Source organism: Xanthomonas sp. 4461, assembly GCF_024806475.1.
Taxonomy (GTDB): domain Bacteria; phylum Pseudomonadota; class Gammaproteobacteria; order Xanthomonadales; family Xanthomonadaceae; genus Xanthomonas; species Xanthomonas arboricola_F.
In genome coordinates this window covers 674,126-694,888 of the sequence record NZ_JANTYV010000001.1, presented here as the reverse complement: position 1 = coordinate 694,888, position 20,763 = coordinate 674,126, and the positions used below count along the sequence as shown (strand labels likewise).

General features: G+C 65.6%; 21 protein-coding genes. 5 read left to right on the top strand and 16 right to left on the bottom strand.

All coding sequences use genetic code 11. The annotated features are described in order from the left end of the window. Positions 1–4 precede the first annotated feature (4 nt). Together FHY19_RS02880 and purM are read right to left on the bottom strand one after the other, a co-directional pair. Positions 5–463: a hypothetical protein gene (locus FHY19_RS02880; protein ID WP_259161405.1), complete on the bottom strand. Its 459-nt coding sequence runs from the start codon at positions 461–463 to the stop codon at positions 5–7. An 11-nt stretch (positions 464–474) separates the two neighbouring features. Beyond that, positions 475–1,608 (bottom strand): phosphoribosylformylglycinamidine cyclo-ligase, encoded by a 1,134-nt coding sequence (gene purM, locus FHY19_RS02875; protein WP_259161402.1) that lies wholly within the window; start codon positions 1,606–1,608, stop codon positions 475–477. A gap of 22 nt (positions 1,609–1,630) precedes the next feature. On the opposite strand from purM, the gene FHY19_RS02870 reads away from it, so the two are divergent. The 3 genes from FHY19_RS02870 to hda are packed head-to-tail and all read left to right on the top strand — an operon-like array spanning position 1,631 to position 4,619. Continuing rightward, entirely contained in the window at positions 1,631–2,743 is a 1,113-nt protein-coding gene (locus FHY19_RS02870) for a DUF2066 domain-containing protein (protein WP_259151855.1), read from the top strand. Next, a complete protein-coding gene (locus FHY19_RS02865; RefSeq protein WP_259161395.1) occupies positions 2,740–3,912 on the top strand; it encodes an AI-2E family transporter in 1,173 nt (390 codons plus the stop codon). Before FHY19_RS02870 ends, FHY19_RS02865 begins: the two co-directional genes overlap by 4 nt. Next, on the top strand, positions 3,909–4,619 hold the full coding sequence (hda, locus tag FHY19_RS02860; protein WP_259151853.1) for a DnaA regulatory inactivator Hda: 711 nt from the start codon (positions 3,909–3,911) through the stop codon (positions 4,617–4,619). Before FHY19_RS02865 ends, hda begins: the two co-directional genes overlap by 4 nt. Positions 4,620–5,041: 422 nt before the next feature. Here hda and murU read toward each other — a convergent pair whose 3' ends face one another. The 4 genes from murU to FHY19_RS02840 form a co-directional block, all read right to left on the bottom strand. Further along, entirely contained in the window at positions 5,042–5,752 is a 711-nt protein-coding gene (gene murU / locus FHY19_RS02855; protein WP_259161393.1) for an N-acetylmuramate alpha-1-phosphate uridylyltransferase MurU, read from the bottom strand. Next, the gene (locus FHY19_RS02850; RefSeq protein ID WP_259161391.1) at positions 5,749–6,768 is read right to left on the bottom strand and encodes a phosphotransferase; all 1,020 of its coding nucleotides are present in this window, start codon (positions 6,766–6,768) and stop codon (positions 5,749–5,751) included. The genes murU and FHY19_RS02850 overlap by 4 nt, the downstream gene beginning before the upstream one ends. 49 nt (positions 6,769–6,817) lie before the next feature. Then, positions 6,818–7,090, bottom strand: a complete 273-nt coding sequence (locus tag FHY19_RS02845) for a GlsB/YeaQ/YmgE family stress response membrane protein (RefSeq protein WP_259161383.1) — start codon at positions 7,088–7,090, stop codon at positions 6,818–6,820. A gap of 314 nt (positions 7,091–7,404) precedes the next feature. Then, complete coding sequence (locus FHY19_RS02840) at positions 7,405–8,898, bottom strand: M20 family metallopeptidase (protein ID WP_259161382.1); 1,494 nt, start codon at positions 8,896–8,898, stop codon at positions 7,405–7,407. A gap of 157 nt (positions 8,899–9,055) precedes the next feature. Between FHY19_RS02840 and FHY19_RS02835 the strand changes: the two genes are divergently transcribed. Together FHY19_RS02835 and FHY19_RS02830 are read left to right on the top strand one after the other, a co-directional pair. Beyond that, positions 9,056–9,430 (top strand): helix-hairpin-helix domain-containing protein, encoded by a 375-nt coding sequence (locus FHY19_RS02835; protein ID WP_006452365.1) that lies wholly within the window; start codon positions 9,056–9,058, stop codon positions 9,428–9,430. A gap of 214 nt (positions 9,431–9,644) precedes the next feature. Then, positions 9,645–10,346 (top strand): HutD family protein, encoded by a 702-nt coding sequence (locus tag FHY19_RS02830; RefSeq protein WP_259163878.1) that lies wholly within the window; start codon positions 9,645–9,647, stop codon positions 10,344–10,346. A 367-nt stretch (positions 10,347–10,713) separates the two neighbouring features. Here the strand turns inward: FHY19_RS02830 and FHY19_RS02825 are convergent, their stop codons facing one another. From FHY19_RS02825 to FHY19_RS02780, 10 genes are all read right to left on the bottom strand, one after another. After that, positions 10,714–12,330 carry a sulfite reductase flavoprotein subunit alpha gene (locus FHY19_RS02825; RefSeq protein WP_259161379.1) on the bottom strand — a complete coding sequence of 539 codons (1,617 nt, stop codon included), beginning with the start codon at positions 12,328–12,330 and terminating at the stop codon, positions 10,714–10,716. Beyond that, positions 12,327–13,301 (bottom strand): FAD:protein FMN transferase, encoded by a 975-nt coding sequence (locus FHY19_RS02820; protein WP_259161371.1) that lies wholly within the window; start codon positions 13,299–13,301, stop codon positions 12,327–12,329. Before FHY19_RS02820 ends, FHY19_RS02825 begins: the two co-directional genes overlap by 4 nt. Positions 13,302–13,501: 200 nt before the next feature. Further along, the gene (locus tag FHY19_RS02815) at positions 13,502–14,305 is read right to left on the bottom strand and encodes a DUF4198 domain-containing protein (RefSeq protein WP_259161369.1); all 804 of its coding nucleotides are present in this window, start codon (positions 14,303–14,305) and stop codon (positions 13,502–13,504) included. 172 nt (positions 14,306–14,477) lie between these two features. Then, positions 14,478–14,993, bottom strand: a complete 516-nt coding sequence (locus FHY19_RS02810) for a DUF2271 domain-containing protein (protein ID WP_259151842.1) — start codon at positions 14,991–14,993, stop codon at positions 14,478–14,480. A 19-nt stretch (positions 14,994–15,012) separates the two neighbouring features. Continuing rightward, entirely contained in the window at positions 15,013–15,651 is a 639-nt protein-coding gene (locus FHY19_RS02805; RefSeq protein WP_259151841.1) for a PepSY-associated TM helix domain-containing protein, read from the bottom strand. A 7-nt stretch (positions 15,652–15,658) separates the two neighbouring features. Beyond that, positions 15,659–16,417: a tetratricopeptide repeat protein gene (locus FHY19_RS02800; RefSeq protein ID WP_259161366.1), complete on the bottom strand. Its 759-nt coding sequence runs from the start codon at positions 16,415–16,417 to the stop codon at positions 15,659–15,661. Beyond that, entirely contained in the window at positions 16,410–17,096 is a 687-nt protein-coding gene (locus tag FHY19_RS02795; RefSeq protein ID WP_259151838.1) for a Fe2+-dependent dioxygenase, read from the bottom strand. The genes FHY19_RS02800 and FHY19_RS02795 overlap by 8 nt, the downstream gene beginning before the upstream one ends. Before the next feature lie 56 nt (positions 17,097–17,152). Beyond that, positions 17,153–19,471, bottom strand: coding sequence for a TonB-dependent siderophore receptor (locus FHY19_RS02790; protein ID WP_259161364.1), 2,319 nt, complete (start codon positions 19,469–19,471; stop codon positions 17,153–17,155). Between the two features lie 338 nt (positions 19,472–19,809). After that, on the bottom strand, positions 19,810–20,139 hold the full coding sequence (locus FHY19_RS02785; RefSeq protein WP_259161359.1) for a non-heme iron oxygenase ferredoxin subunit: 330 nt from the start codon (positions 20,137–20,139) through the stop codon (positions 19,810–19,812). After that, positions 20,136–20,675, bottom strand: a complete 540-nt coding sequence (locus FHY19_RS02780; protein WP_259151833.1) for a GNAT family N-acetyltransferase — start codon at positions 20,673–20,675, stop codon at positions 20,136–20,138. Before FHY19_RS02780 ends, FHY19_RS02785 begins: the two co-directional genes overlap by 4 nt. Positions 20,676–20,763: the final 88 nt, after the last annotated feature.

Sequence of the window (20,763 nt, the reverse complement as noted above, 5' to 3'; positions counted from 1 at the left end):
TCCCTCAGGCGGCGCTTGCGGCAGGGCCGAACAGTGCCTTGACCTGAGGGCGCAGCAAGGTGACCAGCGTAAACACGCCAAGCACGGTGCCGAATGGCATGAAGGAGCACGAAATGCCGGCCACGATCAGGCACAGCAGATGCCGCCTGCGCTGTGCGATGCAGCGGCCGGCATACGCCATGAAGCCCGCCAACGTCAGCCCGCCGGTGATGAGTGCGGCCGCGAACACCACGAAGATCCAGCCGAACATCCGCATCTGGTCCGGTGCCGCTTCGCCATTGCTGCCGTTCATCGGTAACTGTCCGGTGACGATGGCCAGCCCCATGAACAGGTGGATCAGCGGAAACAGCGAAAACAGCCCGGTGATGCCGGCCAGCACGTAATGGAAGGTCGACAGCAGCTTAAGGTGCTGCAGGTCATTGGCGCTGGCCGGCGTCGGCAGGGCAGGGGGGGAAGCGTCCATGCAGTCCTCGATCAGCCGATGCGTACGCGTTCGTCGCCGTGTGCGGCGACCACCTGGCCAATGCGCCAATGCGCCAGCGATTGCGCGTCCAGCGCCTGTTCCAGCGTGGCTGCCTGCTCGGGCGATGCGATCAGCACAAAGCCGATGCCGCAGTTGAAGGTGCGCCACATTTCGGCATCGGCCACCGCGCCTTCGCGCTGCAGCCAGGCGAACACAGGCGGCAATGTCCAGGCCTTGGCATCGATGTCCAGGCCCAGGCCGTCGGGAATCACCCGGATGATGTTTTCGGTGAGCCCGCCACCGGTGATGTGGGCCATGGCATGGATCGCTTCGCCGTGCGACTTGAGCAGCGCCAGCACCGGCTTGACGTACAGCGCGGTCGGCGCCATCAGCGCGTCGATCAGTCGGGTGCCATCGTCCAGCACATGTTCGGCCGGTGCGCCGGCACGTTCGTAAATCTTGCGGATCAGCGAGTAGCCATTGGAATGCGGGCCCGAGGACGCAATGCCGAGCAGCACATCGCCCTCGCGCACCTGCGCGCCGTCGAGCAGCTGCGACTTTTCCACCGCACCCACGGTAAAGCCGGCCAGGTCGTACTCGCCCGGCGGGTACATGTCGGGCATTTCGGCGGTTTCACCGCCGATCAGCGCGCAACCGGACAGCTCGCAGCCGCGCGCGATGCCGCCGACCACCGCTGCAGCGGTATCCACGTCCAGCTTGCCGGTGGCGAAATAATCCAGGAAGAACAAAGGCTCGGCGCCCTGCACCAGCACGTCGTTGACGCACATGCCGACCAGGTCGATGCCGATGGTGTCGTGGCGACCCAACTGCTGAGCCAGCTTGAGCTTGGTGCCCACGCCGTCGGTGCCGGAGACCAGCACCGGCTCCTTGTACTTGCCCGACAGGTCGAACAGCGCGCCAAAGCCGCCCAGGCCACCCATCACCTCCGGCCGGAAGCTGCGCTTGACCAACGGCTTGATGCGTTCGACCAGGGCATTGCCGGCATCGATGTCGACACCCGCGTCGCGGTAGGTCATGGGCGAGGGAGTGGAAGGCGTTGGGCTGGTCACGGGCGTGGGTGGCTCGGCAGTAAAGGCGGCGATTTTAACAGCCACGTTGGCGCTAGCGCCCCATTCGGGCAACAATTCACCTGGATACGCTTACGCCATGGAACCGTCGATGCGCCGCAGTCTCGCTTTCTTTCTCGCCCTCGTGGTCGCCATGCCTGTGGTTCCGGCCCTTGCGCAGGCCGACCTGCGCACCGAAGGCGACGTCGCCAAGGCGCAAAGTGCCTACGATGCCGAAGTGCCGGTCAATAGCCAGGGCGAATCCGATCGCCCCGGTGCCCTGGCGCGCGCCTTGGGCGCGGTGCTGGGCAAGGTCTCCGGCGATCGCTCGGTGATGAGCCGCCCCGGTGTGCCGCAGGCGCTGCGCAATGCGCCTAACTACGTCGAACACTACGACTACCGCCAGGATCAGGGCACCTCGCGCACAGGTGCGCCTACCTTTCGTACCACCCTGGTCGCGCGTTTTCGCCAGTCCGATGTGGATGGCTTGATCGCTGCCCTCGGTTTGCCGGTGTGGCCGTTGCCGCGCCCCAAGCCGGTGCTGTGGCTGGCCATCGATGATGGCAGCGGCCCACGGCTGGTAGGTGTCGCCCAGGCCAATGCCGCACGCAGCGTGCTGGACCGTGCGATCGAGCGCGGGTACCGGCTCGGCCTGCCGGGCGGTGCGGCGGCCGAGCAGGCGCTGGCCGGTGCGATCTGGCGCAAGGACACCGCCGCGGTGTCGCGCGCGTCGGCCAAATACAGCCCGCCGATGCAGCTGATCGGCAAGCTCTACCGCAATGCGGCCGGCTGGACCGCCGACTGGGTGTTCGTGGACAACGGCAATGTGCTGTCCAGTTGGACCAGCAGTGACGGCGACGCGCGCCGCGCGATGGCCGCCGGTGCCGATGGCGCTGCCGATGCCTTGGTCAAGCGCTACGCCAAGCGCGTGGACTCGGGCGTGCCGGGCGTGTATCGCGCAGTGATCACCGGCATCCACAGCGCCGACGATTACCTGCGGGTTGCCGCTGCGCTGCAGGGCGTGTCGGTAGTGCGCAGCATTCGCCCGGTCAGCGCCAACGGCGACCGCATGGAAGTGGATCTGGAACTGCTCACGGGCATTTCCGGCCTCAACCGTATGCTCGGCGACAACAGCCCGCTGGTCTCGGTGTCGGTACCGACCGAGGGTCCGATCATTCTCGAAAACGAGCACGCCGAGTACCGCCTGAAATGACCTTGACTCCCGAAGCCGAAATCGCCCTGTTCCTGCGCCGCCTCAAATGGGTGGCGGTGATTGTCGGCGTGTTGTGGGTGGTATCGCTGCTATCCCCGATCCTGACGCCGTTCGTGCTGGCGTTGTTGCTGGCCTGGCTGGGCGACCCGCTGGTGGACCGCATCGAACGTGCCGGTCGCTCGCGCAACATGGCGGTGTCGCTGGTGTTCGTGCTGGCACTGCTGTTGTTCGTGCTGGCGCTGATGATTCTGGTGCCGATGATCGAGCGCCAGATCATGACCCTGATCGACGCCTTGCCGCAGATGCGCACCTGGGCGATCAGTACCGCCATTCCATGGCTGGAAGCCAAGACCGGCGTGGAGCTGATGGGCTGGCTGGACCCTGAGCGCCTGATCGACTGGATCCGCAGCCATTGGGAACAAGCCGGCGGCGCTGCCAAGACCTTCTTCGGCTACGTGCAGCGCTCGGGCTTTGCGATGGTGACCTGGGTGATCAACCTGGCGCTGCTGCCGATTCTGGCGTTCTACTTCCTGCGCGACTGGGACCGGCTGGTCGAGCGTGTGGCGGCGGTCATCCCGCGCGCCTATATCGGCACCGTGAGCCGGCTGGCGCTGGAATCCAATGACGTGCTCGGCGGCTTCATCCGCGGCCAGTTCCTGGTGATGCTGGCGCTGGGCGCGATCTACGCCACCGGCCTTTCGATCATCGGACTCAACCTGGGTTTGTTGATCGGCATCATCGCCGGCTTCATCAGCTTCATTCCGTATCTGGGCGCAACCACCGGCATTGTGCTGGCACTGCTGGCTGCGGTCGTGCAGGCGCAGGGGCTGGATCTGAAGCTGCTGATCGGCGTGGGCGTAGTGTTCACCGTCGGCCAGTTGCTGGAAAGCTACGTGCTGACACCGCGCATCGTGGGCGACAAGATCGGCCTGCATCCGGTGGCGGTGATCTTTGCGGTGATGGCCGGCGGCCAGCTGTTCGGCTTTCTCGGCATGCTGCTGGCGTTGCCGGTGGCAGCGGTGGCCAACGTGCTGCTGCGGTATGCGCATGAGCAGTACACCCGCAGCGACCTGTATGCCGGCGAGCGCGCGGGCATCGTGCTGCAGCCCACCACCGCCGAGCGCAGCGTCATCATCGTCGACCCGACCAAGGACGCAGATCGGTCGTGAGCGTGCCGCAGTTGCCATTGGCGTTGCGCGCGCCATCCGACCAGCGTTTCGATAGCTACATCGCCGCGCCCGAGGGCCTGCTTGCGCAGCTGCAGGCCCTGGCGGCCGGGCAGGTGAGCGATTGGCTTTATCTTGCCGGCCCCGCCGGCACCGGCAAGACGCATCTGGCGCTGGCGGTGTGCGCGGCGGCCGAGCAGGCCGGGCGCGCAACCGCGTATCTGCCGCTGCATGCAGCAGCCGGCCGCCTGCGCGATGCGCTCGAAGCATTGGAGGGGCGCAGCCTGGTTGCACTGGATGGCGTGGACAGCATCGCCGGCCAGCGCGACGACGAAGTGGCGCTGTTCGATTTCCATAATCGCGCACGCGCCGCCGGCATCAGCTTGCTCTACACCGCGCGGCAGATGCCCGATGGCCTGGCGTTGGTGCTGCCGGATCTGCGTTCGCGGTTGTCGCAATGCGTCCGGATCGGACTGCCGGTACCTGACGACGCGGCGCGCGCGGCCGTGCTGCGCGACCGTGCGCAGCGGCGTGGGCTGGCGCTGGACGATGCAGCGATCGACTGGTTGCTGACGCATAGCGAGCGCGAACTTGCCACGTTGGTGGCCTTGCTGGATCGGCTGGATCGCGAATCGCTGGCGGCCAAGCGCCGCATCACCGTGCCGTTCCTGCGGCGGGTGCTGGAGGATCGCGGCTCTTCGATCAGCTGACGGAAGTACGACGCTCAGCGCAAGGTAGGCGCGGGTTGCTTCGCACTTCGCTTCAGCACATCTAAAGCAGTGTCCAGGCACTTGAGGCACTACACCTGAAAGCTTGTAGTGCGGCTGATCTGTGGGCTGGCTGCAAGGCCCTTGCCCGCCCACCATCGCAGGACACGCCGCAAGTACGTCCATGTAGGCTCCGGCGCGGAATCCATGCCGCTCAGGGTCCCGCGACGGTGAGCGGGCAAGCACCAGTCACGTTGGTTGGTGCGCATGGTCTGCGTTGTGTCTCGCGGGCGCCAGCAATGCAGATAGATCGGTTGCGGAGCGGCTGATCTGCGGCTTGGCTGCAAGGGCGATCGAGATGGTCGGTGTGCGTGGTGCAAGCAATGCACGATGCGCGGCTGGCTGGTTGCGGCGCTTGGTTGCGATCAGCCGCCGTCGCGCAGCAATTGCGCATCCAGCTCCGCCAATCGCTGCGGCGTGCCGACATCGGTCCAGCGCCCGGCATGGTGGATGCCATCGATCAGCCCTGCCGCCATTTGCGCGCGCAGGATCGGCGCCAACGCAAACCGCGGCGCCGCGCCGGTCTGCTCTGGCAGGTGGCCAATCACCGATTGCCAGTCGTGCAGCAGCGCCGGTCGATACATGCCGATGCCGGAATAGGTAAGCGTTGCGGGCAAATTTGCATGTACCTTGCCATCGGCGTCCAGCGCAAAGTCTGCGCGCTCTGCATACGCGGGGCGATCGACCAGCACCAACTGCGCCAGTCCTTCCGGTGCATGCGACAGGCGGGCAAAGTCGAAATCGGTCCAGATATCGCCATTGACCAACAGGAATGGGGCCTCGCCCAGCAACGGCAACGCTTGCAGCATGCCACCGCCGGTTTCCAGCGGAGTGGCGCCCTCGAAGGAATACGTCAGGCGCAGACCGAACGCGCTGCCGTCTCCCAGCGTTTGCGGAAACTGCTCGGCCAGCCATGAAGTGTTGATCACCACCTCGTCCACGCCCAACGCCGCCAGCTTGCGCAGATGCCAGACGATCAATGGCGTGCCGCCGACCGACAGCAAGGGCTTTGGCATGTGTTCGGTCAGCGGGCGCATGCGCTCGCCAAAGCCTGCTGCAAAAATCAGCGCCTTCATGCGTCTGCCTTCGCTGCACGTGCTGCCAGTGCGGGTTTGACTACTTCGTCCAGCAGCGCGATCAAGGGAGCCAGCTCGGCGTAGCGCGGCAGTACTTCGTCCAGATAGGCGATAAAGCGCGGCACGTTGTCCAGATACCAATGCTTGCCATCGCGATGGCTCAGGCGCGAAAAAATACCCAGGTTTTTCAGGTGTCGCTGCACGCCCATCCAGTCCGCGTCGCGCAGAAATTGCTCCAGCGGCGGCACCGGCAAGCCGGCCGCCTGCGCACGTGCGTGATAGCGCGCCAGCCAATCGTCGACGCGTGCGATCGGCCAACTGACCGAGGTGTCCTTGAACAGACTGATCGGGTCGTAGGCGATCGGCCCGATCACGCAATCCTGGAAGTCCAGGACTGCCGGGCCATCGGGCACCGGCATCAGATTGCGCGGCATGAAGTCGCGATGGGTGAACACGCGGGGCTGCGCCAGTGCGTTGTCCATCAAACGCCGTTGCACCAGTTGCAGCTGCTCGGCCTGCCCGCAGTCCAGCTGCACGCCAAGATGGCGACCCAGGAACCATTCTTCGAACAGGCCGGCATCGCGTTGCAACAACGCCTCACCGAACATGCCGCTGTCGGCGGGCGGCGGGATCTGTTGCAGCAACAGCAATTGCGCGATTGCGCCATCCAGCAGGGCGTCGGCATTGGCGTCGGTCAGCACCTGCGCCAGCGTCGGTACGCCCAGGTCTTCCAATAGCAGCAAGCCGATCTGCAGGTCCTGTGCCAGCACGTGCGGCACGCGGACTCCGTGCTCGCCCAATAGGGCGTGCATGCGCAACCATGGGGCCACGTTCTCAAGCTCCGGTGGCGCATCCATCAGGATGCGATCGGTGCCGCGCCCCTGCGTACGCCAGTAACTGCGAAAGCCGGCGTCGACCGACGCGCGTTGCAACGTGGCAGATGGATCATCCAGCGCGCATCGCGCCCATTGCAGGCGCAGCGCGTCGCGCGCAGGGTCAGAAGGCGATACCGTCATGTGTCGTGGTTGCGTCAGGGAGTAGAGGGCAAAGCGCGTCTTGCGGCGGTCAGCGTTTGCTGCCGCTGAACAAGCGCAGCAGTGCAAGGATGGCGATGGCGCCGAGCAATGCGCCGAGGAAGCCGGCAGGCTCGCCGGCGTGATACCAGCCCATGTAGCGGCCAAACCAGCTCGCCACCACCGCTCCAGCGATGCCCAGCATAATGGTCAGCAGGCAACCCAGGCGCTGCGTGCCCGGCGTGATGAAACGCGCCAGTAGCCCGACCACAAATCCCACCAGCAGAATGTAGAGCCAGCTGTCGCTACCAAACAAGGTGTTCATCGCAGCACCGAAGGCGAGAGGGATCGGCAGACTAGCATTTCGGATGTCGGCGACCTGCGCCGCAAGCGCAGTGCGGGCGACGCTGATGGGATGCCTTCAGCAAGGGCTTTCGCAGTGCCGCAGCAGCGGCGCCCCACAGTGCCGGTGCAGGTATCGGCATTCAACCGGATGCTCGATCCCCAGCTCCGGGTCCTGGCGGGCCGGGAGCTGGGTGAGGGGCCGCTGCCCCGTCGCCGATGCTGCTTGGTTCGATGCGATTGCAATGCCAGGCCTGACGTCAGCGCACGCGCTCGGCCCGCGGCGGCCTCACGGCCTCAACAGCAACCATGTCCACCATGACGGGTGCCGCTGTCGGCCGCCACCGGCGAGCCGCTGGTTTCGCCGCGCAGGCAGGCCGCGTGATGCTCGGCGATCACCTTCGACACGCAGGCAGTGACGCGCTTGCCCATCGGGATGTGCAGGAACTCGTTCGGGCCATGCGCATTGGAATGCGGCCCCAGCACGCCGGTAATCATGAACTGCGCGCCCGGGAACTTTTCGCCCAGCATGCCCATGAACGGAATCGAGCCGCCTTCGCCCATGTACATCGCCGGCTTGTCGAAGAACGCCTGGCTTGCATCGTCGATGGCCTGTTCCAGCCAAGGCGCCATGGCCGGGGCATTCCAGCCGGACGAGGCCTTTTCCAGTTCCAGCGTGACCTGCGCGCCATTCGGAGGGTCGCGCAGCAGGGCCTGCTTGAGCAGCTCGCCGCAGGCCTTTCCGTCGGCGGTCGGCGGCAGCCGCAGCGACAGCTTCACCGCCGTTTGCGGACGCAACACATTGCCGGCCGAAGCCAGCGGCGGCATGCCGTCCACGCCGGTGATCGACAGCGCCGGGCGCCAGGTCCGGTTCAACACCAGCTCGGTGAGGTCCTCATGCATCGGCACCAGGCCATCGACCATCGGGAACTTGTCGAAGATGGCGGTATCCAGCGTTGTTGCCGCGGCCTTGGCCTGGGTCAGTCGCTCCTCCGGCACCTCCACGTGCAGCCCCTCCAGCAGAATGTGGCCCGTGGCCTCGTCTTCGATGCGAGAAAGCAATTGCCGCAGCAGCCGGAAGCTGGACGGCACCACGCCAGAGGCATCGCCCGAATGCACGCCTTCCTCCAGCACCTTCACGCTGAGGTTGCCACCGGTCAGCCCGCGCAGCGAGGTGGTGCACCACAGCTGCTCGTAATTGCCGCAGCCCGAGTCCAGGCACACCACCAGCGACGGCTTGCCGATGCGCTCGGCCAGATGATCCACATACGCGGGCAGATCGTAGCTACCGGATTCCTCGCAGGCTTCGATCAGCACCACGCAACGCGCGTGCGGCAGACCCTGGGTGCGCAGCGCCAGAATCGCAGCCAGAGAACCGAAGATCGCGTAACCGTCGTCGGCGCCGCCGCGGCCATACAACTTGTCGTCGCGCAGCACCGGCTCCCAGGGGCCCAGGTCGGCGTCCCAACCCGTCATCTCCGGCTGCTTGTCCAGATGGCCATACAGCAACACGGTGTCGTCGCCGGACTCCGGACCCGTGGCAGGGATCTCGATGAAGATCAGGGGCGTACGGCCGTCCAGGCGCACCACCTCTACCTGCATGCCATCGATGGCCTGCGCACGCGCCCAGGTTTCCATCAGTGTCACGGCCTGCTCCATATAGCCGTGGGCCACCCAATCGGCGTCGAACATCGGCGATTTATTGGGGATGCGGATGTAATCGACCAGCTGCGGGACTATCTCGCGGTCCCAGGTATCGCTGATGAATTGGTCGATCTTGGCGCTGTCCATGAAGGCTCCGAATGCGTGACGTAATGACACATTCTACGCCCGAGGCCAGGGGTAGGGATTTCCCTACAAGGCGGCGCGCAGTTCACCGGCTGTGTGAAAAGTTCGTTGGCGATAGGATTGCTGCATGTGGCGCGGGACACTGGCTCCGCCGGCAGGAATGCTGGCTAGGACCATCACCCAAGCCACAAGGAGCGTTGCAATGAAGTCATTTACCGTAGTCCTGAAGTCCCTGCTACTGGCGTTGTTGTTGTCCTCGAATGCGTACGCGCTCGACAAGGTCGATATCAACACCGCGTCTGCTGAGGAATTGGACAAGGTGCTGACGAATGTCGGGCGATCAAAAGCCGAGGCAATCGTCGAGCACCGTCAGGCAAACGGTCCCTTCAAAAGTGCCGAGGAACTGGCACTGGTCAAGGGCATCGGACTCAAGACGGTCGAACGGAATCGAGACCTGATCGAAGTAGGAGCCACGATGGCTCCCGCCAAGAAGGCTGCCAAGGGGGCGGCGGTGAAACCGGTGGGACGGCGTTAAGGGGAAGGGATCCGAGATACGGTTCGACGCGAGGATGCGTGGCCGCAACCTAACTGGACAGGATGTCCGGGGGATGGCTGGAAGCCGACAAGGACGTGGAATCGCCCGGTGTTGCACTTGGATGTGCAGCCGGGCGTTTTTCGTTTCAGGGCGTGTCGCTCTGCCACGTAGCCTTGGCAGGGCTTGAGTGCCGGGCTTCGGGCACAATGCGCCGATGCAGCTGACAGACCTGAGCAGCCGGGTGATCCCGGCCACCGAGTACCGCCGCGAGCGGTGGCGCAATCAATTGGGTTGGACACGCGAGATCCTGCGGCTCGGGGAACCCGAGGCCTGGGTATTGCGGCTGTCCATTGCCGAGATTGAACGCGATGCTGCGTTTTCTGCATTCCCGGGGATCGATCGCGAACTGGTGCTGCTGCACGGAAACGGGATGCGGCTGCAGTTTGGTGCTGGCGTGCTCGAGCCGGGTGATGGCGCTGCTCATGAGGATGGCCTGATCACCGGCACAACCGATGGCGATGGTGTCGACGCAGGCACTGCCGGCGCCGCGCGCGTGGTCGAGTTGCTGCCGCCTTACCAGCGCGTCCGATTCGCTGGCGAGGAGGCCGTCGATGCGCGCTTGCTCGATGGGCCGACGCAGGATTTCAATCTGATGTGGCGCCGCGATCTGCTGCATACCGAGCTCCTGCATCGCCCCTTGGTCGGCACGATGCTGTTCTTCGCGGATCCGGGCAGCGCCTGGGCCATTCACCTGCTGGCGGGCCAGGCCAGCTTTGGGCGCGACAGTGAACTGCCGCCACTGGCTGCCGGCGATACCGCATGGCTGAGTGCATCGACGCGCACCCGTTACGTACTCGAGGGCGGCGGCGAGCTGCTGGCGATACGCGTCAGTCCGCGTGCCGGAACCTCTGATTAGCTGGTTCGGTCAGCCAAGCATGTTCGTACATGCATCGAACGGCTGGGGGTTGCGAGTCCAAGTACATCCGATTTGGGCCCAGTGGCTAGCACGTCGGATTTGACGCGCCATTTCCGCATTGCCTGCCTCCAGGCATCAGCGATCTTGCATGCATGCAGCAGCGTGACGGCGCGGAGCATGGTTACCGGCGAACGAGTGTTGCTGCATGTCGGATTCAGAGACCTTGAAAGTGGCCGATTGCATGAGCTGCAACGTTGAGGGAAGCATCGCGGGCGGTGTCGGATGCCGTCGCTGCCGCGCACCGATTGCCACCGATGGCAGCGCTCCACGGTGCCACGTTGCGATGCTCAGTCTGCATGGTTGCCGTTCAATACACGTCACGACGGTAGCGGCCGCTGCGTAGCAGTTCTTGTCTGACTTTGATGCCCAGCAGGATATCGAGGGTGCTGTCCACGTCGGTTGCCATGCCGCGCAGGCTGCCGCAGAGATAGATGCAGCCACCGCGGTCGATCCACTGGCGCAGGCTATCGCTGGCAGCGGCCAATACATGTTGTACGTAACGTACCGCTGGGGTGTGGTCGCGCGAATACACAAGGTCCAGACGCGCGATCCAGCCAGCGTGTTGCCACTGCTGCAGTTCTTCGGCATACAGCGCATCGTGCGCGGCATTGCGTTCGCCAAAGATCAGCCAGTTGTCGCTCGCCCCGACCGCGATGCGTGCGCGTAGATGGGCGCGCAAGCCGGCGATGCCGGTGCCATTGCCGATCAGCAGCATGGGGTGCTCGGGTGCTGGCGGATGGAATCCCGGATTGCTGCGCAGGCGCAAGGCGATCGTCGCGCCGACGGGAGCATGCACGCACAGCCAGCCACTGCCGATCCCAAGATGCCCGTCGGCATGCCGGTGTTCGCGGATCAGCAGTTCGGCGTGGCCTTCTTCGCTGATCGATGCCAGCGAGTATTCGCGATGCGGCAGCGCGAGCAGGCGATGCACCAAGGCGGTTGCATCCGATGACGTCATGGCCGCCATCTGTGCATCGGTTGGCAGGTGCGAGCGGCCAAGCCAGGCGCGCAGCGTACGACCGTCGACGATGTCTGCGCCGTCGCGTCGATGGCGCTGCAACCATGCCTCAACACTTTCCGGAGCGTTTTCCGGTGCGATCTCGGCGATGTCGCCGGCAACCCATGGCGGCAGCGTGCCATCGATGGGCGTGAGACGCAGTCGATGGATCGGTGCGCCTGCGCTGCCTGGATTGACGTGGACGCGTTCGCGCAGCTGCCAGGCGGCGTAAGTCGGCACGCTCCAGTCGGGCTGCGTTGCAAGGGCAGGCGCCAATGCCGACAGGCGCTGTTGCCATTGCTGCAATGCGCGCGGGTCGGCATTGTCGACCTCGATGCGCTCGAACAGGCGGGTGCCGCCGCGCGCCTGCAGGCGGTCGTCGACATGCCTGCCGAATGCGCAGAACTGGGTATAACGGCGATCGCCGAGCGCCAGCACCGCGTATTGCACGGCGGCAAGATCCTGCCCGTTGTCGGCGAGCCAGTGACGCACCGCAGCCTGCGCGTGATCCGGGGCGTCGCCTTCGCCCGTGGTGCTGACGATGCACAGCAAACGTGGCACGCGCGCGAGCTGCTCTGCACCCACTGCTTGCAGCGGCAATGCATGGACGCCGATGCCTGCCGATTGCAAGGCAGCGGCGCTGCGTTCGGCCAGTTCGCGTGCGAACCCGGTCTGGCTTGCCCACACGATCAACACGCCGCTGCTGTCGCCGTGCGGGGTGTCGGCGCGAGCCCGGCTGCGCAGGAATACCGCAGCGCACAGCACGGCATACGCGGCCATCCCGACGGCGGCCCATTGCCAACGATGCGGTGTGGGCGCGGCCCACCACGCACCGTCATGCAGGCGGGCAAGCCATCCGACAAGCGCGGCCAATAGGAGCAGCGCCATCCCGTTACCCATCCACACGCGTGGGCTCGCGACACTCATGACGCCGCCAGATGCCGCTCGAATGCGGGGCTCATCGCTTCGTGCAAGCTGCCATCGTGGCGCGTCAGGAAGCGCACTGCCAGGTCGGTCCTGGCGGCATGGGCGAGCCCGGCGTCGGTGCCGAGCACGGTCATCGCGGTGGCCCAGGCATCGGCCTGCATGGCGTCGCGTGCCAGGACGGTGACGGCGGCAGGCGCGTGCGGAATCGGCGCTCCGGTCCGTGGGTCGAAGGTGTGCGCGTAGCGCATGCCGTCGGCATCGAAGCGGTGCCAACGATCGCCGGATGTGGCGACTGCCAGCCCGTCCAAGGCAAGCACACGTGTCGGCAAGGCAGCGCCGGCGTCCTCATCGGGCGCGGATTCGACCAGTACACGCCATGCGCTGCCATCGGGTTTGCGTCCATAGCCGAACAGTTCGCCGCCCACGTCGATCAAGGCGTCCTCGATGTCGGCCTGTCGCAACGCATGGTGTACGCAGTCCACTCCGAAGCCTTTGGCGATGCCGGACAGATCCAGTGCGACAGCGCCGGGTTGCAGCAACCGCCTGCCATCCAGTTGCAGGCGTCGCCAACCACAGCGCAGGCGCGCCTGCGCGATCTGCTCGGGCGAGGGTACGCGTCGCCGGCCGCCAGAGGCGCCAAAGCCCCACAGCTCGACCATTGGCCCGACCGTGGGATCGAACGCGCCGTCGCTGGCCTGGGCAATCTGCAGCGCGGTGCGCAGCACGCTGAAGAAGTCGTCGGGCAAGGTCTGCCAGTCACCTGCTGCGGCACGGTTGTAGCGGCTGATATCCGAGTCCGCTTCCCAGGTGCTCATTTGCGCGACCACACGGTCGAGCGCCGCCTGGATACGCGCATGCAGGGGATGCAGGTCGCGCGCACGCGGCGCTACCAGCTTGACGCTCCAGGTCGTGCCCATGCTGCGCCCGCCCAGGGAGGCAACGGCGTCGTCTGCGGAAGAAACTGGATGCATGTGTAGACCGGTCGAGCAGGCGCTGCCTGAAGCAGCTATGGTGACGCGCGAACGTGCCGTTTGCATCACGCGGTCTGTCTTTGAGGCAGCAGGGATGCGCAGGTTGATGCTCCGCGCTGTGCACCCGCCAATGGCATGTGTCGCCACCACAGCGCCACTGCACTGACCATCCGGTCAACGCAGTGGCGTGCGTGCGGCGATTACTGCGGCAACACTTCCAGTGTGGCGACATAGCCAAGGCGGCGTTGCTTGGCCTGCGGCAGCGAGGTCTTGCTGTCTTCGCTGGTGGTTTCCAGCCAGTACATGCCCGGTTCCGGCCACGTCACGCTGAAGCTGCCTTTGGTGTCGGTCTTGAGCTTGATCTCGTTCTGCGCATCGCGATAACGGGTGCCGCCGCGCACGATCTCGATTTCCAGCCCGGCCGCCGGCTTGCCGTCCAGCTGCAGGGTGAACTGCGCCGCTTCACCTGCGACCAGATCGTTGGGGTGGGTCACCGGAATCAGCTCGATGCCCTTGCCGCTGGGCTTGAACGCGGTGGTGGTCGGCGCGCCACGGGTCACGAAGGTTTCCACGCGATTGAGCGATTGCGAGACCTGCAGATCCTGCGCGTTCTTCGGCACTTCGGTGGCAAAGCTGGCCTCGTTGCCGCGCCAGCGCTTGGGCTTGCCGTCTTCCTTCCAGCTGGCGAACAGCCCGGCATTGATGATGGCCAGCTTGTAGGTGCCGGGCTGGGTGAGCTGCAGGTCGAACACGCTGCGGTACTTGCCGGTGGCCGGATTTTCCGGCTTGAGCGTGCTGCCATCGGGCGCGGTGATGCTCAGGTTGTCCAGGCGCAGCGGCACGTGGTTGAAGTAGAACAGGTCGTTGGACACTGCCGCATCGACGGTGATCCACGGCGCCTCGCCGGCGATGACGGTCTGCGACGGCAGCAACCAGGCCTTGTGGGCGAGGGCGCTGACCGGTAGTGCGGCGAGCATGGCGATCAGGACGAGCGAACGTTTCATGACAACTCCTTGAAGGACGATGAGGACGGTGGGTCACGTGTCTGATCAGCGCGCAGGTGTGGCGCTGCGTGGATGCGTGGAAAGCGATATGTATCTGGCAACGCGATGCACTGCGCCGTTGCGCCGTGGTCGGCCGCGTACGCTGCGTGCGGCCGCCACCAGCAGGTGACGCTCAGGGTTTGGCGACCAGGCTGACGGCACCGAGTTCGCTGCTGCCGCTGGCCTTGGCGGTCTGCGCAGACTTCGCCGGCCAGCTGAAAGGCACCTTGACCAGTTCGCGGCCGCCGACTTCGCGCGCGGCTTCCACCACCAGCGTGTACTGGCCGGCCGGCAGCGACTTCAGCACGCCCTTGGTATCGGTGAACGACAACGCGTGCGCGCCGGCAGGCCGGGTGGGGCCGGTCACGCCGTCGACCGGTACCTCCAGCGTGCGGCCGCTCTTGCGCCACCACTGGCGCAGATCCGGCAGCCACTTGGTTCCGTGGCCTTCGGCGGTGTCCTTGGATTGGTACCAGACCGCCAGATTGGCGGCGACCTTCTGGTCTGCGCCTTCCAGCCAGATCGCCACGTACGGGCGGTGGTATTCGGCGACAGTGAGCTTGGGGATCTCGACGTTGATGTCGAGCGTGGCCGCATACGCCGGCATGGCGAGCAGGCCGCTCAGAGCGATAGTCAGGGTGGCGCGCATGATCGTCTCCGGTAAAAGGTCAGTGGATCAACAGCAAGGCAATCAGCAGCGGAATCAGCAGGCCCAGGCCGACCAGCGGCCAGGTCATGCTGCGCTGACGCGCATGCAGGTGCAGCAGGAACAGGCCGGTGATGCAGAACACCAGGCAGGCGATGGCGAACACGTCGATGAACCAGCCCCAGGCCGGTCCGGCGTTGCGGCCCTTGTGCAGGTCGTTGAGATAGGCGATGGCGCCGCGCGAAGTGCGCTCGTATTCGATCGCGCCGCTGCTGCGGTCCAGGCTCAACCAGGCATCGCCACCGGGGCGGGGCAGCGCGAGATAGACCTCGTCGGGCGACCATTCGCCGTTGCGCGTGCCGATGCTGATCTCCAGCTCGCGTCCCAGCCATTGCGCCACGCGCGGCGGCAGCGGTGCATCGCCGTCCTGGCGCGTGCCCAAGGCCTTCAGCAGCGCTGGCGGCAGGGTGAGCGTGCGGTGTTCGGTGGACGGGCTGGCCTCGATACGCGCGGCGTGATTGAGGGTGAGCCCGGTGACCGTAAACAGCAGCATGCCGATCAGGCACAGCGCCGAGCTGATCCAGTGCCATTGATGCAGCAGGCGCAGCCAGAAACCGCGGCGTTGCTGGGTGGTGGCAAGGGTCTGGTTCGACGTCGACATGGCGTGCTCAGGCCGCGGTTGCTGCGACGGATGCCTGCAGTAGCGATTGTCGCCTCGCCACGTCGCTCAGCAATGCACGCAGACGTGGCTGCGTTGCACCCGTCAGCAGCGGCGTGAGTTGTTGCAGGAAGCCGGCATGTCCGCCTGCGATCGCAGACCGCATCCAGTGCTCGGCCTGATCGATGTCGCCATCGTCTGCCAGCAAGGTGGCGTAACTGGCCTGGCCGCGAAAATCGCCTGCTTCGGCAGCACGGCGATACCAGTTGCGCGCTGCGAGTGGATCGGCATCGCAGGCCAGCCCCTGGTCGAGATAGCGCGCCACGAAATTCATCGATTTGGCGTGACCACGCTCGGCCGCGGTGCGATACAACGCCAATGCCTGCGCGTGGTCCTGCGCCACGCCACGGCCGGAGCCGTACAGATGCGCGAGGTTGTACATGCCCCAATCCAGCCCATGCTCGGCGGCGCGGCGATACCACAGCGCGGCCAACACGATGTTGCACGCCGTGCCGAAGCCCAGTTCGTGGCAACGCCCCAGTTGATTCATCGCTTCCGGATGCCCGGCATTGGCGGCCACTTCGTACCACAGCATCGCCATGGCCGGATCGGCGGGAACGCCGCGGCCTTCCGCGTACAGCTGCGCGAGCAGCAGTTGTGCATTCACATCGTGCCCGGCGGCTGCCTTGCGCAGCAGCGCGATCGCTTGATCGGGCTGTGTCTGCAACAGCGCCATCAACAGGGCCGGGTCGATCACAGGCTCAGACATCGGCCCACTGCCGCAGCAGGTTGTGATACACGCCGGTGAGCTGGATCAGCGATGGATGCCCGGGCGTGTCCTGGGTCAAACGACGGATCGACACGTCCAGTTCGAACAACAGGCGGCGCTGCGCATCGTCGCGCAACATGCTCTGGGTCCAGAAGAACGCGGCGACGCGCGTGCCGCGCGTTACAGGCATCACCTTATGCAGGCTGGTTCCGGGATAGATCACCAGGTGCCCGGCCGGCAGCTTCACCGACTGCGTGCCGAAGGTATCTTCGATCACCAGCTCACCGCCGTCGTAACTGTCCGGGTCGCTGAGAAACAGCGTGCCCGAGACATCGGTGCGTACCGGCTCGGCACCACCGCGGCTGCGGTCGTAACGCACAGCGTTGTCGACGTGGTACCCGAACGACTGCCCGCCGCTGTAACGATTGAACAACGGCGGATAGATCCGACGCGGCAGCACCGCGGAAAAGAACGTACTGCTGCGCGAAAGTGCATCCAGTACCAGTGCGCTGGCTTCGCGTGCGACCGCGCTGTCTTCGGGCAGCTGCGCGTTGTCCTTGGCCTGCGCGGATTGATGGCCGGCAGTGATGCGGCCGTCCGCCCAGTCGGCCGCGTCCAGCCGTTCCCGCAACGCGCCAAGTTGTGCGGGAGTGAGGACATCGGGAATGGGCAGCAACATGCGGTGGTCTCCACGCCGCCCGCAGCATGCGGACGGCGTGTCAGTGGGGCAGTGGGTCAGAAACTGAAGGTGGCGCTCAACACCGCCGAGCGACCTTCGCCCGGAAGCGCCCAGCCACTGCCGGCGGTCACGGTGCCGGCCGCGTTGACAGTGAGGTTGTTGCGCACGCTGGTGTAGTACTCCTCGTCGAACAGGTTGTTGACGTTCAACTGCAGGCTGAGCCAGTCGTTGACACGCAGGCCGACCATCGCGCGGTGCACCCAGTAATCGTCGGTCTTGATGTATGCGGCCGCCGAGGAATTGTTCGGATAGAAACCGCCCTGGTAGGTGACGCCGTAGCCGAAGGTCCACTGGTTGAGCGTATAGGTGGTCCAGATGTTGCCGGCATTGCGCGGGGTCTGCACCAACTCGCGTCCGGCCACCGGGTCGCCGGTGAGGCTCTCGGTGCGGTTGGACACGCTCTGCAGCACTTCGCTGTCGAGGAAGGTGTAGTTGGCGAAGATCGACCAGCGCTCGGTCAGGTAACCGGCCGCGCCCAGCGCGATGCCGTCCACGCGTGCCTTGCCATCCAGCACCTGCTCGGGGATCAGCGGATCGCCGCTGTTGACCTTGTAGTTTTCGCGCTCGTTGCGGAACAGCGCAGCGGTCAGCGCCAGGCGCTGGTCCAGCACGTCCCACTTGCCGCCCAGCTCGATGTTGACCGCCGTTTCCGGCGCGACGTTGCAGTTGGCACCGGCGGTGGCGGTGGCGATCGGCGTGCACGAGCCGTTGACCGAGGCCTTGGACGGCGTCTTGCTGTTGGCGTAGGACAGATACAGGCTGGCGTTCTCGACCGGCTTGAACACCAGACCGGCGCGATACGAGAACAGGTCCTCTTCGCTGCCGGCCGGGAAGCCCGCGCTTACACCGGTGACGTTGCCGGCGGCATTGACGGTGTAGGTGGTGCTGTCTCCTTCGTTGTGTTCGTAGCGGCCGCCCAGGTTGAGCATCCATTGCTCGTTGAACTGCAGCGTGTCGAACAGGTAGACCGCCTGATTGGTCAGGCTGCCCTTGCTGTGCCCGGTGCGGAAGTAATTTTGTGGCCCGGTCCAGATGTTGTACGGATTGTCGAAGGACTGCACCGGGTAGGTGATGCCGGTGGTGGAGCCATCGGCATTGCGGAAGGTGGTGCCGCTATCGAGTTCGAAGTCTTCCTTGCTGAAGGCCACGCCAGCGACCACGCGGTGCTCGATGGCGCCGGTGTGCAAGGTGGCGGTCAGGTCGGTCTGGCTGTGCGCGATGAAGTTTTCCGTCTCGCGCACCAGGCCGCGCGGGCCGCTGTTGGGATTCCAGCTGGCCGCTGGCTGGCCGACGCAGGCGCGGCCGGTGTACGGGTCGGTGCCGTTGGGCAGGCACCAGGTGCCCTGCGGTGCAGTGGCATTGGTGGTCTGGTCGACGCGCTGCACGCGCGCCAGGCTGCGCAGTTTGACGTTGTCGTCGAAATCCATTTCCAGCACGCCGGTCAGCATGTCCACGTCGATTTCCTGACGCGAGGTATTGCGATACCCGAAGAAGGTCTCCGGGTCCACGCCGGGCAGCGGGCCGTCGTTGAACGGGCTGAGTGCGAACGGCACGCCGTACTGCGGCAGGTTGTTGTCGTGCTGGTGCAGGTAGCTCAGGGTGAAGCGGGTATCCGAGCCCAGGCCGAACGCCACCGACGGCGCAAAGCCCCAGCGATGACGGAACTCCTCATCGCGTCCCGGCACGTCCTGGGTGTGGCCCATCGCGTTCAGGCGCACGGCGGTGCCGTTGTCGAAATCGTAATTGCTGTCGGCGGTCAGCCGGCCATAGCGGTCGCTGCCGCCACCGACCACGACGTTGGTGAAATCGCCCTGGCCGGCAGTCTTGGTCACCAGATTGATGTTGCCACCGACCGAACCGGCGCCGGACATGGCCGAGTTGGCGCCGTTGATCAGCTCCACCGCTTCCAGGTTGAAGGTGTCGCTGCGGCTGTACTGCGCGCTGTCGCGCACGCCATCGGTGGTGATGTCGCTGCTGGCGGTGAAGCCGCGCAGGTTGATGCTGTCGCCATACCCGCCGCCGCCTTCGCCCGCGCCGAAGGTGATACCGGGCAGCGTGCTCAGCACATCGCGCAGCGACAGCAGGTTCTGCTGGTCCATGGTCTGCTTGGTGACGACCGTGATGGTCTGCGGCGTGTCGCGCAGCGCTTCGGTGTACTTGGGCGAGGACGGTTTTTGCGCACGTTCCTGCTGTACCCGGATGGCATCCAGATCCACCGCGCCCGGAGGCGCTGGCGCGTCGCCGGGCTGGGCGAACGCGGGAGCGGACAGGGTCAACAGCACGGCCGAGGTGAGCGGGGAAATCCTGGGAGTCATGAGACGTCTCGAAAAGGAAAGCGATGCTCCGGCCTGGCGGCGGCTCGGCGGATGCGGAAGGGTGTGCGTGCGTCGCTAGCCCGTCGCGTCCGGCTGGCGTCCACTGCGCACGCCGGCACGCCGCGCTGGAAAGCGCAGGCGAACAGGACGCAGATCGAAGGTGTCGGACAGTGCAGGGCGCATGGGATCGCAGGGCAGGTCAGATGTTAAGAAGACCTGAAGGGCTGCGATCTTAAATGCAAATCATTCTTCTTTGCAATCGTTGCCGAACGCAAGCGCAGGCGCTGAAGCAGATGGCGGCCCCCAGCCTGTCCAGTCGCGAGCCCCAAACCGCCGTCTCAGCGGTCGTCGCGGGTCCAGATGCCGTCGTGCTCGCGCCTGACCGGGAACTTGGGCACGGCGGTGTAGGCGGGCGCGCACAAGGGCCGGCCATCGCGCACATCGAAGCGCGCGCTGTGCAACTGGCATTCGATGGTGCCGGCGACCGGGTCGAAGCTGCCGGGCGACAACTCGTAGTCTTCGTGGCTACAGCGGTCTTCCAGCGCGTACAGCTCGCCGTCGAGGTTGAACACCACGATCGGCGCGTCGGTGACCTCATCCCAGACGGTCTGCAGTTCGCCGGGCAGCAGCGCGTCGCTTGCGCAGACGAATGTCCAGGTCTGGCTCATGGCGCGGCGTCGGCCAGCGACTTTTCCAGCACTTCGAACCGCAGATCCTGCCGCAGCGGCACGCCGAAGCGCTCATCGCCATACGGGAACGGTTTGACGATGCCGGTGCGGCGGTAACCGCGTCGTTCGTAGAAGGCGATGAGTTCGTTGCGCACATCGATCACGGTCATGCGCATCACCGGCAGCTGCCATTCGGCGGCGGCGATGCGCTCGGCCTCGGCCAGCAGCGTCTTGCCCAGGCCGCTGCCCTGCAGCGACGGGTCCACCGCGAACATGCCGAAGTACCCCGCACCATCGTCGTCGGCGATATGGGCGCACGCCAGCAGGCGCCCGTCCTGTTCCACCAGCAACACCAGGCTGCGCTCGCGCAGGATGTCCTGACGCAGCACGGCCGGATCGATACGGGCACCATCGAGAATGTCCGCCTCGGTGGTCCAGCCCACGCGGCTACTGTCGCCGCGATAGGCCGAGGTCACCAGCTGGACGAGGGCGTCGATGTCATCGACGGTAGCGGTGCGGAAGGTGGTGGTCTGCATGGGAGCAGTTTAGCGGGGAATCGGGAATCGGGAATCGGGAAAAGCGTTGCGCTACCCGATGAGCTACTTGCAACGTGTGGATCTGCGA

Bases quoted from the DNA above. Each gene is read 5' to 3' on its own strand.
- FHY19_RS02880 (WP_259161405.1), bottom strand. From the start codon at position 463: ATGGACGCTTCCCCCCCTGCCCTGCCGACGCCGGCCAGCGCCAATGAC.
- FHY19_RS02870 (WP_259151855.1), top strand. From the start codon at position 1,631: ATGGAACCGTCGATGCGCCGCAGTCTCGCTTTCTTTCTCGCCCTCGTG.
- FHY19_RS02865 (WP_259161395.1), top strand. From the start codon at position 2,740: ATGACCTTGACTCCCGAAGCCGAAATCGCCCTGTTCCTGCGCCGCCTC.
- murU (WP_259161393.1), bottom strand. From the start codon at position 5,752: ATGAAGGCGCTGATTTTTGCAGCAGGCTTTGGCGAGCGCATGCGCCCG.
- FHY19_RS02850 (WP_259161391.1), bottom strand. From the start codon at position 6,768: ATGACGGTATCGCCTTCTGACCCTGCGCGCGACGCGCTGCGCCTGCAA.
- FHY19_RS02845 (WP_259161383.1), bottom strand. From the start codon at position 7,090: ATGAACACCTTGTTTGGTAGCGACAGCTGGCTCTACATTCTGCTGGTG.
- FHY19_RS02840 (WP_259161382.1), bottom strand. From the start codon at position 8,898: ATGGACAGCGCCAAGATCGACCAATTCATCAGCGATACCTGGGACCGC.
- FHY19_RS02835 (WP_006452365.1), top strand. From the start codon at position 9,056: ATGCTGGCTAGGACCATCACCCAAGCCACAAGGAGCGTTGCAATGAAG.
- FHY19_RS02830 (WP_259163878.1), top strand. From the start codon at position 9,645: ATGCAGCTGACAGACCTGAGCAGCCGGGTGATCCCGGCCACCGAGTAC.
- FHY19_RS02825 (WP_259161379.1), bottom strand. From the start codon at position 12,330: ATGAGTGTCGCGAGCCCACGCGTGTGGATGGGTAACGGGATGGCGCTG.
- FHY19_RS02820 (WP_259161371.1), bottom strand. From the start codon at position 13,301: ATGCATCCAGTTTCTTCCGCAGACGACGCCGTTGCCTCCCTGGGCGGG.
- FHY19_RS02815 (WP_259161369.1), bottom strand. From the start codon at position 14,305: ATGAAACGTTCGCTCGTCCTGATCGCCATGCTCGCCGCACTACCGGTC.
- FHY19_RS02810 (WP_259151842.1), bottom strand. From the start codon at position 14,993: ATGCGCGCCACCCTGACTATCGCTCTGAGCGGCCTGCTCGCCATGCCG.
- FHY19_RS02805 (WP_259151841.1), bottom strand. From the start codon at position 15,651: ATGTCGACGTCGAACCAGACCCTTGCCACCACCCAGCAACGCCGCGGT.
- FHY19_RS02800 (WP_259161366.1), bottom strand. From the start codon at position 16,417: ATGTCTGAGCCTGTGATCGACCCGGCCCTGTTGATGGCGCTGTTGCAG.
- FHY19_RS02795 (WP_259151838.1), bottom strand. From the start codon at position 17,096: ATGTTGCTGCCCATTCCCGATGTCCTCACTCCCGCACAACTTGGCGCG.
- FHY19_RS02790 (WP_259161364.1), bottom strand. From the start codon at position 19,471: ATGACTCCCAGGATTTCCCCGCTCACCTCGGCCGTGCTGTTGACCCTG.
- FHY19_RS02785 (WP_259161359.1), bottom strand. From the start codon at position 20,139: ATGAGCCAGACCTGGACATTCGTCTGCGCAAGCGACGCGCTGCTGCCC.
- FHY19_RS02780 (WP_259151833.1), bottom strand. From the start codon at position 20,675: ATGCAGACCACCACCTTCCGCACCGCTACCGTCGATGACATCGACGCC.